The sequence below is a fragment of the Streptococcus fryi genome, assembly GCF_053206505.1.
Genome location: NZ_JBRUGW010000028.1, coordinates 14,417 through 29,070 on the forward strand (window position 1 = coordinate 14,417; position 14,654 = coordinate 29,070).

Annotated in this window: 14 protein-coding genes, 1 tRNA gene, 1 rRNA gene and 2 pseudogenes; 7 read left to right on the forward strand and 11 right to left on the reverse strand. The window is 39.3% G+C overall.

Features of this window, described 5'->3' with window-relative positions; genetic code table 11:
• Window positions 1–5: 5 nt before the first annotated feature.
• Window positions 6–560, reverse strand: a complete 555-nt coding sequence (locus tag ACVRZH_RS07745) for a LemA family protein (protein WP_447454727.1) — start codon at window positions 558–560, stop codon at window positions 6–8.
• Window positions 561–884: 324 nt separating this feature from the next.
• On the opposite strand from ACVRZH_RS07745, the gene rsmG reads away from it, so the two are divergent.
• From rsmG to ACVRZH_RS07760, 3 genes are read left to right on the forward strand one after another with little or no spacing between them, the layout of a single operon-like run.
• Complete coding sequence (gene rsmG, locus ACVRZH_RS07750) at window positions 885–1,598, forward strand: 16S rRNA (guanine(527)-N(7))-methyltransferase RsmG (protein WP_447454728.1); 714 nt, start codon at window positions 885–887, stop codon at window positions 1,596–1,598.
• Between the two features lie 9 nt (window positions 1,599–1,607).
• Window positions 1,608–2,987 (forward strand): TrkH family potassium uptake protein, encoded by a 1,380-nt coding sequence (locus ACVRZH_RS07755; protein WP_447454729.1) that lies wholly within the window; start codon window positions 1,608–1,610, stop codon window positions 2,985–2,987.
• A 16-nt stretch (window positions 2,988–3,003) separates the two neighbouring features.
• A complete protein-coding gene (locus ACVRZH_RS07760) occupies window positions 3,004–3,675 on the forward strand; it encodes a potassium channel family protein (RefSeq protein ID WP_447454730.1) in 672 nt (223 codons plus the stop codon).
• A 50-nt stretch (window positions 3,676–3,725) separates the two neighbouring features.
• Here ACVRZH_RS07760 and asnA read toward each other — a convergent pair whose 3' ends face one another.
• The 8 genes from asnA to uvrA all read right to left on the reverse strand — a co-directional run bounded on the left by asnA (window position 3,726) and on the right by uvrA (window position 11,780).
• Entirely contained in the window at window positions 3,726–4,718 is a 993-nt protein-coding gene (asnA, locus tag ACVRZH_RS07765) for an aspartate--ammonia ligase (protein WP_447454731.1), read from the reverse strand.
• 84 nt (window positions 4,719–4,802) lie between these two features.
• Complete coding sequence (locus ACVRZH_RS07770; protein WP_447454732.1) at window positions 4,803–5,231, reverse strand: GNAT family N-acetyltransferase; 429 nt, start codon at window positions 5,229–5,231, stop codon at window positions 4,803–4,805.
• Entirely contained in the window at window positions 5,224–6,297 is a 1,074-nt protein-coding gene (locus ACVRZH_RS07775) for an MmcQ/YjbR family DNA-binding protein (protein WP_447454733.1), read from the reverse strand. The genes ACVRZH_RS07770 and ACVRZH_RS07775 overlap by 8 nt, the downstream gene beginning before the upstream one ends.
• Window positions 6,298–6,399: 102 nt before the next feature.
• Complete coding sequence (locus ACVRZH_RS07780; protein WP_447454734.1) at window positions 6,400–6,858, reverse strand: deoxycytidylate deaminase; 459 nt, start codon at window positions 6,856–6,858, stop codon at window positions 6,400–6,402.
• A gap of 8 nt (window positions 6,859–6,866) precedes the next feature.
• On the reverse strand, window positions 6,867–7,925 hold the full coding sequence (locus tag ACVRZH_RS07785) for a M24 family metallopeptidase (protein WP_447454735.1): 1,059 nt from the start codon (window positions 7,923–7,925) through the stop codon (window positions 6,867–6,869).
• A gap of 108 nt (window positions 7,926–8,033) precedes the next feature.
• Window positions 8,034–8,222, reverse strand: a complete 189-nt coding sequence (locus tag ACVRZH_RS07790; protein WP_447454736.1) for a hypothetical protein — start codon at window positions 8,220–8,222, stop codon at window positions 8,034–8,036.
• A 187-nt stretch (window positions 8,223–8,409) separates the two neighbouring features.
• Window positions 8,410–8,820 (reverse strand): hypothetical protein, encoded by a 411-nt coding sequence (locus ACVRZH_RS07795; protein WP_447454737.1) that lies wholly within the window; start codon window positions 8,818–8,820, stop codon window positions 8,410–8,412.
• A gap of 128 nt (window positions 8,821–8,948) precedes the next feature.
• On the reverse strand, window positions 8,949–11,780 hold the full coding sequence (uvrA, locus tag ACVRZH_RS07800; RefSeq protein ID WP_447454738.1) for an excinuclease ABC subunit UvrA: 2,832 nt from the start codon (window positions 11,778–11,780) through the stop codon (window positions 8,949–8,951).
• Between the two features lie 177 nt (window positions 11,781–11,957).
• Between uvrA and ACVRZH_RS07805 the strand changes: the two genes are divergently transcribed.
• From ACVRZH_RS07805 to ACVRZH_RS07820, 4 genes and pseudogenes are all read left to right on the forward strand, one after another.
• A complete protein-coding gene (locus ACVRZH_RS07805; protein ID WP_447454739.1) occupies window positions 11,958–12,902 on the forward strand; it encodes a magnesium transporter CorA family protein in 945 nt (314 codons plus the stop codon).
• A 30-nt stretch (window positions 12,903–12,932) separates the two neighbouring features.
• A complete protein-coding gene (locus tag ACVRZH_RS07810; protein ID WP_447454740.1) occupies window positions 12,933–13,592 on the forward strand; it encodes a DUF1129 domain-containing protein in 660 nt (219 codons plus the stop codon).
• A gap of 225 nt (window positions 13,593–13,817) precedes the next feature.
• Window positions 13,818–14,090 (forward strand): annotated as a pseudogene (locus tag ACVRZH_RS07815) (transposase family protein); the annotation flags it as partial.
• Window positions 14,091–14,110: 20 nt separating this feature from the next.
• Window positions 14,111–14,344 (forward strand): annotated as a pseudogene (locus ACVRZH_RS07820) (transposase); the annotation flags it as partial.
• 108 nt (window positions 14,345–14,452) lie between these two features.
• Here ACVRZH_RS07820 and ACVRZH_RS07825 read toward each other — a convergent pair.
• Together ACVRZH_RS07825 and rrf are read right to left on the reverse strand one after the other, a co-directional pair.
• Window positions 14,453–14,526 (reverse strand) — tRNA-Asn (locus ACVRZH_RS07825).
• 5 nt (window positions 14,527–14,531) lie between these two features.
• Window positions 14,532–14,647 (reverse strand): 5S ribosomal RNA (gene rrf / locus ACVRZH_RS07830).
• Window positions 14,648–14,654 lie beyond the last annotated feature (7 nt).

The following is a 14,654-nucleotide window of genomic DNA, read 5'->3' on the forward strand; positions in this document are numbered from 1 at the left end:
AAACGTTAGAAGTCAAAAGTAACCTTTGGTACGGCTTTTTCTTCTTCGGGTACTTGTAAGAATTCAGCTGGTTTAAAACCAAATAAGCCTGCAATGATATTACTTGGGAATGTCTCTAACATCACATTGTAATTAGATGTTGTTGTGTTATACAACTGACGTGAATAGGAAATCTTATTTTCCGTATTTGTCAACTCATCTTGCAATTTCAAAAAACCTTGGTTGGCTTTCAATTCTGGGTAGTTCTCAGCTACAGCAAAAAGACCAGATACTTGTTTTGAGAGCGCGTCTGATGCTATCATAGCTTCTGAAGGTGAAGAAGCCTTTGCCACTTGCGCTCTCAACTCAGTAATTTTCTCAAATGTCTTTTCCTCGTAACTAGCGTAGCCCTTAACTGTTTCAATTAAATTTGGGATTAAATCATTACGACGTTTTAATTGAACATCAATCTGACTCCAAGCCTCCTTATTGTGCATGCGTTTTTTGACAAGACCATTATAGACACTAATGACAAAAATCACTAAAATAGCTAGCACACCTAAACCAATCCACAAATACATATTAAACTCCTTTTATTTATTTTGGAAATGCGTAAAGAAACTGAAGTCAAGTTACACTATCTGATGCAATAGCACGACAAACAAAACGCCTTAAACAAGATGTTTCCCATAGCTAGACGTCATCTCTTTTAAAAAGCTATATAGACAACCGATTAGGCTTCTTTTTTAGTCGCTCACGCCACTTCCATTCTTAGTTATTATTATAACACTTTTCCATTATTTTGGGCATTTTGATTATCAACACATATAAATATCTGTTCCCATAGGTGATAGGATTGGCATTTTATGATAAAATAAACTGATATTAGTATAAAGAGGAATAATATGACACCCCAACAATTTGAAGCCTACCTACTTGAACAAGGTATAACCCTATCTGAACATCAAAAAAAACAATTTGATACTTACTTCCGTCTCCTAGTCGAGTGGAATGACAAAATAAACTTGACTGCGATCACAGAAAAAGAAGATGTTTATCTTAAACATTTCTATGACTCAATCGCACCGATTTTACAAGGTCATCTTAGTAATAAACCCATAAAACTTCTCGATATTGGAGCAGGTGCTGGATTCCCAAGTCTTCCAATGAAAATACTGTTCCCAGAAATTAATGTGACTATTATTGACAGTTTAAACAAACGCATCACTTTTTTAACCCATCTTGCAGAACAGCTCGGTTTAGAACAGGTTCAATTTTATCACGGTCGCGCAGAAGATTTTGGACAAAACAGTGCTTTTCGTGGACAATTCGATGTCGTAACCGCACGCGCAGTTGCTCGATTACAAATCTTATCAGAGTTAGCCATACCATTCCTAAAACTAAATGGGCATCTCATCGCCCTTAAAGCAAGCTCTGCCGGACAGGAAATCGAAGAAGCTAAAACAGCGCTATCAACACTCTTTGCCAAAGTAGATACTAGTAGTGACTATACACTTCCTAATGGCGACCCTCGTCATTTAATTGTTGTCACCAAAAAGAAAGAGACACCTAACAAATACCCCCGTAAAGCTGGTGTCCCAACTAAAAAACCACTTTAGAAAGCAACTATGAAATCAATTCTCTCATCTCAGAGACTGTCCATCACTCAAAAAATCAGTTTAAGCTTTTTACTCCTCATTTTGATTGGTAGTCTTCTGCTATCTCTCCCCATTATGCACTATCCTTCAGCACCTAACACCACCTATTTTGATCATCTATTCAATACCGTATCAATGGTCTGTGTCACAGGGCTATCAGTATTTGCAGTTGCAGATGTCTATAACCGTTTAGGGCAAATTATTGTTCTCATGCTCATTCAGATTGGTGGCTTAGGGCTTGTCAGTCTAATCTCATTAAGCTACTACACCCTTAATCGAAAAATATCCCTTTCTGACCAAAGCTTACTTCAGTCCTCCTTAAGTAAGGATAATCACAAAGACTTGAAACACTACCTTTTCTTCGTTTACAAAACAACCCTTATTATCGAGGGATTGTGTGCCATGCTACTCATGATTGACTTTGTCCCTAGACTAGGTTGGTCAAACGGCGTATTTACCAGCATCTTCCTAGCAATATCCGCTTTTTGTAATGCTGGTTTTGACAACTTAGGTTCATCTAGTCTAATCACCTATAGCTTAGACCCCTTCCTTAATTTGGTTATCGCCTTTCTGATTATTGCTGGGGGATTTGGTTTTGCAAACTGGTTCGACGTTTTGTCTGCTGGCCAAAAATACCTCAAACAACGTCCAAAACATCTTAAATTAATTAAACGCCAATTAAAGCTACAAACCAAATTAGTCTTAAAGGTATCAGGGATCATTTTATTCGTCGGAACAGGCCTTACCTGGATATTAGAGCATAATAATCCTAATACCATCGGTCAACTCCCCTTCTGGCAACAACTCATGGTCAGCTTTTTTCAAACCGTTACCATGAGGACTGCAGGTTTTGCAACAATTGACTATACACAAGCCGGCTTTGCAACTAACCTTATCTACATGATTCAAATGTTTATCGGGGGAGCACCTGGAGGTACAGCCGGCGGCATTAAATTAGTCGCAGCAAGTATTGTTTTATTACTTTTTAGAGCTGAACTCAGAGGACAAGACGAGGTTACACTAGGACATCGTATTCTACCAAATAAACTCATTAAACAAACTCTAACGGTACTAATATTTTATATTATTGTTCTGTTGTCTGGATATTGTCTTTTATTAACCTTTGAACCAAATTTACATCCTTTCCACCTTCTTTTTGAAACCATCAGTGCCTTAGCAACTGTCGGTGTCACTATGAATGTGACGCCTAACTTAGGACCAGTTGGTCGCGTCATCATCATGATACTTATGTTTATTGGACGTGTCGGTCCGATAACTGTCTTGCTCAGTCTAAGACAAAAAACAGAAAAAACGATTAACTATGCCAAAACAGATCTAATGATTGGCTAATAGAAAAGGAATTACTATGAGAGAAAAAATTATCGGTGTCCTTGGTCTAGGTATCTTTGGCCAAACACTTGCTCAAGAACTTAGCCGCTTTGGTCAAGAAGTTATTGCTCTTGACACTAAACCAGAGCATATTCAATTGATAGCTGACGAAGTTAGCCGAGCCGCTATTGGCGATATCACTGATATCGAATTCTTGAAGCAAACTGGTATTGAACAAGCTGATGCTGTAATCATTGCAACAGGAAACAATTTAGAAGCATCTGTCTTAGCGGTTATGAATTGTAAAAAACTAGGTGTGCCTCGTGTCATCGCTAAAGCTAAAAGCATAACTTACGAAGAAGTTCTTTACGCTATAGGAGCTGATGTGGTTATATCACCAGAACGTGAGTCAGCAAAGGTATTAACATCTAACATTCTACGCCATTCCATTGAAGACATTTTCCACTTAGAAGGCGATATGTCCATTATAGAATTCAAATTACCAAAGGAATGGACTGGTAAAACTGTTCGCGAATTAAATGTCCGCAAAAAGTATGACCTTAATTTGATTGGCACTCGATTGGATAAACTCAGTCCTATTGATACCCATATCCCAATTGATTTACCATTTGCTGAAGGAACGATCATAGTAGCTATCGCTAATTCACGGACATTTGAGCAATACGATTATCTTGGATATTTTAATTAAATCTTGTTACATAATCTAAAAAACGCAACAAAAACGTTGCGTTTTTTAGATTATAAAATGTTATCGAATTCCTGTCTAACTGCTTTGGGCCAAACACTTGATTGTACTTCTCCAATATGTCGCTTACGCAATAGGAACATGGCCAAACGGGATTGACCAATCCCTCCACCAATAGACAAGGGAAATTCACCTGCTAATAGACTCTGATGCCAATCAAAAGCCAATCTATCTTGATCACCAGTCAAAGCGACTTGGCGTTTTAAGGCTTCTTGGTCCACACGGATACCCATTGAGGACAGTTCAAACGCCGACCCTAGGGCTTCGTTCCAGACCAAAATATCCCCATTAAGACCTTTATAACCTTGCTCAGTTGGAGTCGTCCAGTCATCATAGTCAGGTGCACGACCATCATGTGGCTTACCATCAGCCAAGTCACCACCAATACCAATGAGGAAAACCGCACCAAATTCTTTGGCTATAGCATTCTCACGCTCTTTAGAAGTCAAATCAGGATAACGAGCAACTAATTCTTCTGTATGAATAAAAGTAATCTGTTTGGGTAAAAGAGACTCAATATCATAACGAGCTTCTACAGCCAACTCTGTTAAGCGAATAGCCTTGTAAATTTGCTCTACTGTCTCTTTTAAGTAAGCAAGGTTACGTTTCCCCTCAGGAATAACTTTTTCCCAATCCCATTGGTCAACATAGACAGAATGTGTCGGATCAAGAGAATCCTCATCAGGACGTAAGGCTTTCATGTGAACAAACAGCCCTTCTCCTTCATTAAAACCAAAGCGTGCTAATGTATGACGTTTCCATTTTGCCAACGAATGCACGACCTCATAAGTTTCATCTGGAATCAACTTGACATTAACCCTAACCGCATTTTCAACACCAGAGAGATTATCTTGCATCCCATCACCAACACGAGACAAAATTGGTCCTTGAACTTCAACAATTTCTAATTTATCAATTAAATACTGGGTAAAGGTATTCTTAACAAAGGAAATCTCCTCTTGTTGATGAATAAAACTTTTTTTCATACCAGGCCTCCAAAGAAATAGATAGTATTATTTTACACCTTTTTAGTCAAATGACAAGCTTTTTGAACAGATTAGTTGCTTTTTTCAAAAAAGTTTCACAAAGCGTTTTTGGTCTAATTTTTCCTGATACCCAACCGCACGATAAAAACGGTGAGCTTCTTCCCGATTCATTCCAGAATTGATACGAATACCATAAAACCCTGATTTTTGTGCCTCTTCCTCTAATGCCATCAGTAACTGTCGACCGTAACCTTTGCCTTGTTCTTCTTTTCTGACCGCTAAGGCCAGCACATTTAGAAGTGTTGGAAAATAGAGGCAATCATATCGTGCACCATGACAATAACCAACCAGTACACCTCTGGCATCATAATCCCCTAAAAGCAAATGGTCTTGATGCTGTAACAAGTCCTCTAGTTTTTTAGTGGTCTCTTCAATAGAGTTTTGATAGCCCAATTCTAGTGCATTAAGGCTCTGCACCATTTCTCCATCAGCTATTGACAGTTTTTTAATCATGATTTACCTCTTTTATTCCTTTATCCACTAAGCTACTTTTTAAAGCAGTATATAGGTCTTTGGTTACCCGCCTTGGACCACGTACCGTCGTAATCCCCAATTCAGCCAAGCGTTCCTTTGAAAAGTCCTTATCCTCAAAGGTTACTAGCAAACGCATTCGCATTAAGGTTTTGATATCCGCCCTATCTCTGTACCCATCATTAGTCAAATCAGACTCTATAACTTGACAGCAATAGCGCAAACAACGCTCTGGTGCAGTCATGTAAATCGCTACGATATCACCCTTTTTCATGGCAGCCTTTTGTGTCCACAGTATCTCCTGACTAGCCGCAAACTCAGCAGAAATATCGTAATACTTAGGATTGGCAGGAATAATCCAGTAATCTGGTTCACCCTCCACCTGATAACCTTTGGGTGCTACTAATTGCCGACTAGTCACCACCAAGTCCCAGATAAGCTCATCCGACAAACGATCATCAAGGATTATAGACATCCAATTCTTCTTTGACATATGATAGCTTGGGTAAATGCCCTCTTTATCCAATAAATCCATATAAACATCAGATGAGACTTTGATGTTAAGCACATCGACAACCTCATCCTCTTCTGAAGCATCCAGTTTTTGACGATTTAAGGGAAATAGCAAAGCGTACCACTTGCGATTGACTGGTACTCGAAAACTCGCTATCTCTGGTGATTTCTCAAATGGAAAATCTGGCACATCAGAAAATGTTGTCTCCAAACGTCTTGCTATTCTATTTGCCTGCTCAGACTGAAAATGCTTGTCAATATAGCAGGTTGAAACAATATTCTCTAAAAGAGCGACATAAGCCTCTCGCACCTGACCAACAAAACGTCCTGTCACAGTTGTCGCACGAAAAGCCGTATAAGGCTCCCCCATATCAACATCAATGACATCAGCCTTCAACTCACCTGTTGTAGCCACTTGAACAAGCACCTCAAACTGACCATCTAAAATTGACTCACGGTAATGATAGCCATCTTCTGTTTTATCAAAACCAAATGCTAGTAAGTTCTCAGCGACCAAGGCTTTATGTTTGAACAACTCGTCTTCCAAATAAGAACCCTCACTTTCTAAACCTTTTCCTCATCACAACAAAAATCCTCCTTACACTTCACAGTGATTAAGGAAGCTCATCCTAATGTTTTATAAGATTGCACCACCTAATTCTAAGGAAGGCACATCATGTTGCACAACAGGAACCCCTTTGTCTGCTAGCAAGGCTAATGCAAATGGGTGTTGACGGTAGGCTGTCTTATAGGTGATTTTACTGATACCTGCTTGGAGCAAAGCCTTTGTACAGTTCACACAAGGAAAATGCGTCACAAAAATCTCGGTATTATTCGTTGAAATCCCCTCTTTAGCACACTGTATCAAAGCATTCATCTCAGCATGCACCGTCCGAATGCAATGCCCTTCGTCCATCTGATGCCCCACCTCATCGCAATTAGCTGTCGCAGAAACTCCACCATTATAGCCCGTCGCAATGATACGGTTATTTTTGACCAAAACAGCACCGACATAGGCTCTATCACAAGTCGAACGTTTGGAAATCAACTCCGCATTTGCCATAAAATAATCTTGCCACGATAAACGCTCTGTCATAGCTCCTCCTATAACACAATCAATTCCTTAGGTGCCAAGGTCAATACCTCACAACCATTCTCAGTAATCAAGAGATCATCTTCAATACGAACACCATATTTGCCCTCAATATAAAGTCCTGGCTCATCAGTCACAACCATTCCTGCCTGCAATTCACCAGCTCCTGTGTGGAAGAAAGGCAATTCGTGAACATCGAGTCCCATACCATGTCCAATACCATGCGTAAAGTAATCGCCATAGCCAGCCTCTTTTAAGACATCACGCGCCACCTTATCATAATCTGGATTAGCCATACCAGCTTTAGCATGTTCAATCAAGGTTTGATTACTACGTAAGACAAGGTCATACAAAAGACGCTCCTCATCAGTCACCTGACCAACATGAATGGTTCTCGTCATATCACTGACATAATGATTGTAATAACAGCCAAAATCTAAGGTAACTGTCTCACCAGACGCAATCTCTTTGTCACTAGCAACACCATGTGGCATTGAAGAGCGATAGCCTGATGCCACAATCGTTTCAAAAGACACACCAGACGCCCCCAGTTCTCTCATTCTAAAATCAAGGAAATTAGCAACTTCAATCTCTGTCTTACCTGGTTTGATAAAGTCTAAAACATCCAAGAAAGCTTGGTCTGAAATCTGACAGGCACGGCGAATAGTTGCAATCTCATCAGCATCTTTTATCATACGTAGAGTTTCTACAAAGTCACTCGTGGCAACCAAGTCATAACCCTCAAAAGCAGACGATAAGGTTTGGTAAAAGCCATAAGACACCTGATTTTCAAAACCAATCTTTTTCAAACCATCTTCCTTGATAATCTTTGCAATCTCTGTTAATGCTGAACGCGTCTCTATGATGTCAAAGCCCACAACCTGCTTCTTCGCAATTAAGGTGTAACGAGCATCCGTCAAGAACAAACGACGATTCCCACTGATAAAAATCGTTCCCGCACTACCCCAAAAGCCAGTCAGATAATAAATATTCTTCTGACCAGTTACCACAAAACCATCTAAATCACTCGCTGTCAACTTAGCCTCAAAGGCTCTAACACGATGTTCCATACGTTTCACCTGCGATTGCTCGCCCTTTCTAAACTTACTAGCATTATAGCACAAGTTAGACAGCAAAAAAAGCCGATAATACGGCTTTTAGAAAACAATCTGGTGTTCTTATGAATTATACCCAAACATCATCAAAAAAATAAGGATATAAGTCAGAGCAAACATAACTAATAAGTAAATCAGATAGAGTAATACAAACCATTGTTTTGGTAATCGAAGCATTTGACGATACTTAACGAGATAAATACCCAAGCAAATACTCATAAGCCAAACTAAAGCTGCCAACATTGTCAACATCTTCTTGACCTCCTCTGATGATTTTCCCTTTTAGCTTATCACAAAGACAATGAGGTAGCAAGCCTAAATATTAAATTTTATTTATTGGGCTTCGTATCCTGACCATATTTATTCTTTCTTTTAAAAATTTGTACCCAAAAGACAGTAGATGTTTTAATTTCTACTATCTTAAATACTACTTTTTGCTCTATAATCTAGGATTTAAACTATTAACCCATTTTTCAAAAAAATCATTTTGCTGCTTTGTATTTGGAAAATAGCTCACTTCGGCATAATCCCATATATGAACAATATTTTTAAACTCTGCCTGTTTTCCTATTTCAACAAGACATACTTTATCTGTTGCACACATCATATTAGATTGAACAACATTATATAGTGAACCGTTACACCTAATGCCATAACCCAATAATAACATTTTATCTCTGAATTTTTGAAATGCAGAAAAATATCCATAATCAGAAATAATAACTTCTTGTCCGTCAACTACGGTTCTTATAATGATATTTTCAGATGTTTCTGCTTCATCAACTTCTATAGGAAAAAGTATTTCTTGTTCAGAAACAAGGTGTTTTAAGGTAATCTCATACATTTCCATCTCATTACCCCATAAATTCTAAGTTCCGCATGTTTAGTTATGAATGTTTCCATATCCTGATATCTACCTCCCAACTTTTTAAATAATGGCGGAATGTCATTTTTTAGGTATTGTCAACAATATTGTTTCTACTCAATTCCCAACTTTTCTTTCAAATAACGTCCTGTATAACTTGCCTCATTTTGAGAGACTTCTTCTGGTGTACCTGTCGCAACAATGGTACCACCACCGACACCTCCTTCTGGACCCAAATCAATCAAATAATCGGCTGTCTTAATAACATCCAAGTTATGTTCAATGACCAGAACAGTATTGCCATCATCCACAAAACGCTCCAGCACCGTCAACAAACGTGCAATATCGTCTGTATGAAGCCCTGTTGTCGGCTCATCAAGGATATAGAAACTCTTACCAGTTGAACGCTTATGTAATTCACTAGCCAATTTCATCCGCTGTGCCTCACCACCTGAAAGGGTCGTCGCAGGTTGACCAAGGGTCACATAACCCAATCCAACATCCTTAATGGTTTGAATTTTACGAGCAATTTTCGGAATCGCTGCAAAGAAAGTAGCCGCGTCATCAACAGTCATATCAAGGACATCCGCAATCGTCTTATCCTTATAGCGCACCTCCAAGGTTTCACTATTGTATCGTTTACCATGACAAACTTCACAAGGAACATAAACATCAGGCAAGAAGTGCATCTCGATTTTGATAATCCCATCTCCAGAACATGCCTCACATCTCCCGCCCTTGACGTTGAAACTAAAGCGACCTTTCTTATAGCCTCGAATTTTAGCTTCATTGGTTTGTGCAAACAGGTCACGAATATCATCAAAAACACCAGTATAAGTCGCAGGATTTGACCTCGGTGTACGACCAATCGGACTTTGGTCAATATCTATCAAGCGATCTATATGCTCAATCCCCTCAACTGCCTTATGTTTTCCAGGTTTATCTGAATTTTTGTTTAATCTCTGAGCAATGGCTTTTTTCAAAATACTATTAACAAGCGTTGATTTCCCAGAACCAGACACCCCTGTGACAGCAATCAATTTTCCTAAAGGAAAATGAACATCAATATTTTGCAAATTATTAGCCTGAGCACCTGTCACAGCAATAAAGCGACCTGAACCAGTTCGTCGACTCGTAGGCACTGGAATAGTCTTGCGCCCTGAGAGGTACTGTCCAGTAATCGACTTCTTATCCTTAGCCACTTGATCCGGTGTCCCAGCAGAAACAATTTGTCCCCCAAAAGCGCCCGCTCCAGGACCAACATCAATCAACCAGTCCGCTTCACGCATGGTGTCTTCATCGTGTTCCACAACGATCAAGGTATTGCCCAAATCACGCATCTTTTTCAAACTCGCAATCAAACGGTCATTGTCACGCTGATGCAGACCAATGGACGGTTCATCCAAAACATAGAGAACCCCACTCAGATTTGAACCAATCTGAGTCGCTAGACGAATACGCTGACTCTCACCACCAGACAAGGTTCCCGCCGATCGTGATAAGGTCAAATAGTTCAAACCAACATTATTTAAGAATGTTAACCTATCCTTGATTTCCTTCAAAATAGGTCTGGCTATCATCTGATCATTTTGACGTAGAGTCAAGTCTTCCAACCACTCCAAATGGCGTTCGATAGACAAATCAGATAGGCTCCCGATATGCAAGCCATTCTCTCCCCCCATCTTGACAGATAAGGCTTGGTCATTGAGACGATAACCATGACAGGTCACGCAAGTCAATTCATTCATATAACCTGTCATAACTTGACGGGTGTAATCACTATTGGTTTCCTTGTAACGACGGTGAATATTAGTTACAACTCCCTCAAAGACAATATCAATGTTACGTTCACCACCAAAATCATTGATATAGTGAAAATGGAACTCCCTATCGCCGGAACCATAAAGAACCAAATCTTTTTCCTCAGCTGTCAATTCATCAAATGGTGTATCCATATCTACACCAAATTGGGTCATCGCTTGTTCGAGCATGGTAGGGTAATAATTCGAGGAAATGGGATTCCAAGGCACCAAAGCACCTTCACGAAGTGTCTTACTACCGTCAGGAACCACTAAGTCTAAATCAACTTCTAATTTCATGCCCAAACCATCACAAGTACTACAAGAGCCAAATGGCGCATTAAACGAAAACAAACGAGGCTCTAATTCTGGCACCGTGAACCCACAAACAGGACACGAATAATGTTCCGAAAATAGCAACTCATTCTCATCCATCGTATCAATAATGACATAGCCATCAGCTAATCTGAGGGCAGCTTCAACGGAATCAAACAAACGGCTACGAATACCATCCTTATTGATAAGGCGATCGACCACCACTTCAATATCATGTGCCTTATTCTTGGATAATTCAGGTACCTCAGTTACATCATGGACATCACCATCCACACGAACACGAACATAGCCATCTTTTTGCACCTTGTCAAAAATAGTTTTATGCTGACCTTTCTTACGACGCACAATAGGTGCCAAAATTTGCATTTTAGTTCTCTCTGGCAATGCCAAAACCTGATCAACGATTTGCTCCACAGACGAAGCTGCGATTTCACCGTGACCATTAATACAATAAGGACGCCCAACCCGCGCATACAACAACCTCAAATAGTCATTGATTTCTGTAACAGTACCTACTGTCGAACGAGGGTTCTTACTGGTCGTCTTTTGGTCAATGGAAATCGCTGGGCTAAGACCGTCAATAGAATCCACATCTGGCTTGTCCATATTTCCCAAAAACTGTCTCGCATAAGCTGATAAACTCTCCACATAGCGACGTTGCCCTTCAGCATAAATCGTATCAAAAGCCAAACTAGATTTACCAGATCCTGACAGACCTGTGACTACTACCAATTGATCACGTGGAATATCAACATTAATGTTTTTTAAATTGTGGGCACGTGCTCCACGAATACTAATTTTTTCTTGCATGATGTTCACTTTCGTTATCGTTTTCATTGATCATTTAGCACCGAAACAATCACATTTCCACCATTATATCAAAATTTTCAAATAAAGACTTGCCACAAAATCTTTGATTTTTGGTATAATAGTACAGTATGGCAGATTTTATATTGCCTAAATATTAGTTTAAAAGGAGGGGCTATCATGAAACAAATGTTTCTGTCGACAGCAACAGAATTCAAAGAAATCGAAACTTTCGAGCCAGGTGCTTGGATAAACTTGGTAAACCCCTCCCAGGAAGAATCTGTTAGACTTGCTGAAGAATTTAATATTGATATTACAGACCTTCGTGCACCACTTGACGTTGAAGAAATGTCACGTGTCAGTGTTGAAGACAACTATACTCTGATTGTCGTTGACGTCCCAACAACTGAGGAACGCAATGGTAAGAGTTACTATTTTACCATTCCTTTAGGTATCATTGTAACAGAGAATGCCGTTATCACAACATGCTTAGAAGCTCTATCATTATTTGACCACTTTTTTAACAGACGAATCAAAAATTTTTATACCTTTATGAAAACACGCTTCGTCTTCCAATTACTCTATCGCAATGCAGAACTTTTCCTAACTGCCCTTCGCTCTATCGATCGTCAATCAGAACGTATTGAATCACAACTAGAGCAAGCAACGCGAAATGAGCAATTGATCGATATGCTTGAATTAGAAAAGTCAATGGTCTACCTAAAAGCTTCATTAAAATTCAATGAACGAATTGTTAAAAAATTATCTAGCCATAATAGCAGTTTAAAAAAATATGTTGAAGATGAAGATCTCTTAATTGATACCTTAATTGAAACCCAGCAGGCCATAGAAATGGCAAGCATCTACGAAAATGTCTTAAATGCTATGACTGGAACATCAGCTTCTATTATTTCAAACAATCAGAATACTATCATGAAAACACTGGCTTTGGTTACCATGACATTGGATATTCCAACAGTTATCTTTTCGGCCTACGGCATGAACTTCCAGGATAACTGGCTTCCACTCAATGACCGCCCTTATGCCTTTTGGTTTGTGGTCCTCATGGCAATCAGTTCAAGTTCCCTCATGATCCTATACTTTGTCCGTAAAAAATGGTTCTAAGCCATTTATACACACTCAAGGAGTTACTATATGCAAGATTTAAGTCAATTTACAAAGAAAAATCAAGAGTTTATCCATATCGCTACTCATCAACTGATTAAAGATGGAAAATCCGATAAGGAAATTAAAGAAATACTAGAAAATGTTCTTCCAACCATTCTAGAAAATCAAAAAAAAGGTATTCCAGCTCGTACCTTTCTAGGAGCACCAACAGCTTGGGCACACGAATTTACAGTGCCTAAAGAAAGCAAAAAAACTTCTATCACCGTTGATAAAAATACAAACCCATGGCTTATGTGGTTAGATAGTTCACTGTTCTTAACAGCTCTAGTACTGCTAATGAATGGTATGTTGCCTATTTTTGGAAACGATACCTCACAGATTTCAGGTATCATCTCCATTTTAACTTTAGGTTTCTTGGGTGGAGCGGCAATCTACGCTATATATCATTTTATTTATAGCCGTCTAGGTACTTCCGAACGTCCGAGCATGCCAAAAATAATAGCCATCGTATTAACGTCTATGGCTGTTTGGGTTTTACTATCCTTTATGACAGAGCTACTTCCCACAAGTATCAACGCTAGATTACATTACTCTATCTATCTCATTCTAGCTACTATTTTCTTTTTAACTCATCTATATATACAAAAAAAATACAATATACAAAATGCCATGTCACCAATCCGTTAACATGTAGCACTTTCAGCTTAGCTTTAATATTTTAGGGCTCTATAATTTCTGTAGTGGGTAACTCCACCATAGATCATATAGGACCTTTTGAGTACCAAAAAAGCCCCATATGATCTATAATGAAAAGCAACCAAACCATCATTAGAAAGCCTCATATGGAATAAATAACTAGTCGGGGGAGTGACTAGTTATTCCCGAGCCTAAAAATAAAAAAGCGAGGATTTTATCACAAACCTACTCGGAATAAAAGACACTAATATCACTATCTTGGATTATAAAGAGACGGGAACACATAAGGAAATCATCGCTAAACTGGACTATCCCGCCCCAAAATGTCACCATTGTCAAGGTCAAATGGCTAAATACGACTTCCAGAAAGCATCCAAAATACCTTATCTAGAATGTGCCGGGTACAAGACACTAATTCGATTGAGAAAGCGCCGCTTTCGCTGTTATGACTGCAGAAAAATAGCTATCACTGAGACGGTTATGCTCAAGATAAGCAGATGCTGCCAAAGGTCAATCCTATCTTTCAGACGGTCTTTAGGACCTTTTTGAAAGACAAGGACATGATTATCAATGCTTTAGAGCTACCCTATTCAAATGCCAAACTTGAGGCGACAAACAACCTCATCAAAGTCATTAAACGAAATGCCTTTGGATTCCGAAACTTTGACAACTTTAAAAGAAGGATTTTGATTGCCTTGAACATCAAAAAGGAGAGAACCAATCTGATTCTCTCCAGATGTTAGCTTTTCATCTACCCACTACAGTTGATAATGAGCCAACAAAAAGACAAACCCGTTTAAGGGCTAGTTTATCTTTGGTCTGTACCTCTTATCAAGAGGCTTGTCTTATTACTCCGGCAGCAGGACTCGAACCTGCGACATCATGATTAACAGTCATGCGCTACTACCAACTGAGCTATGCCGGATTAACGCTAAGCGACTCCCTTATCTCACAGGGGGCAACCCCCAACTACTTCAGGCGTACTAGGGCTTAACTACTGTGTTCGGCATGGGAACAGGTGTATCTCCTAGGCTATCGTCACTTAACTGATTG

What these genes read in the sequence shown, in the direction of transcription:
- ACVRZH_RS07745 (WP_447454727.1), bottom strand. Translation starts at nt 560, where the DNA reads ATGTATTTGTGGATTGGTTTAGGTGTGCTAGCTATTTTAGTGATTTTT.
- rsmG (WP_447454728.1), top strand. Translation starts at nt 885, where the DNA reads ATGACACCCCAACAATTTGAAGCCTACCTACTTGAACAAGGTATAACC.
- ACVRZH_RS07755 (WP_447454729.1), top strand. Translation starts at nt 1,608, where the DNA reads ATGAAATCAATTCTCTCATCTCAGAGACTGTCCATCACTCAAAAAATC.
- ACVRZH_RS07760 (WP_447454730.1), top strand. Translation starts at nt 3,004, where the DNA reads ATGAGAGAAAAAATTATCGGTGTCCTTGGTCTAGGTATCTTTGGCCAA.
- asnA (WP_447454731.1), bottom strand. Translation starts at nt 4,718, where the DNA reads ATGAAAAAAAGTTTTATTCATCAACAAGAGGAGATTTCCTTTGTTAAG.
- ACVRZH_RS07770 (WP_447454732.1), bottom strand. Translation starts at nt 5,231, where the DNA reads ATGATTAAAAAACTGTCAATAGCTGATGGAGAAATGGTGCAGAGCCTT.
- ACVRZH_RS07780 (WP_447454734.1), bottom strand. Translation starts at nt 6,858, where the DNA reads ATGACAGAGCGTTTATCGTGGCAAGATTATTTTATGGCAAATGCGGAG.
- ACVRZH_RS07785 (WP_447454735.1), bottom strand. Translation starts at nt 7,925, where the DNA reads ATGGAACATCGTGTTAGAGCCTTTGAGGCTAAGTTGACAGCGAGTGAT.
- ACVRZH_RS07790 (WP_447454736.1), bottom strand. Translation starts at nt 8,222, where the DNA reads ATGTTGACAATGTTGGCAGCTTTAGTTTGGCTTATGAGTATTTGCTTG.
- ACVRZH_RS07795 (WP_447454737.1), bottom strand. Translation starts at nt 8,820, where the DNA reads ATGGAAATGTATGAGATTACCTTAAAACACCTTGTTTCTGAACAAGAA.
- uvrA (WP_447454738.1), bottom strand. Translation starts at nt 11,780, where the DNA reads ATGCAAGAAAAAATTAGTATTCGTGGAGCACGTGCCCACAATTTAAAA.
- ACVRZH_RS07805 (WP_447454739.1), top strand. Translation starts at nt 11,958, where the DNA reads ATGAAACAAATGTTTCTGTCGACAGCAACAGAATTCAAAGAAATCGAA.
- ACVRZH_RS07810 (WP_447454740.1), top strand. Translation starts at nt 12,933, where the DNA reads ATGCAAGATTTAAGTCAATTTACAAAGAAAAATCAAGAGTTTATCCAT.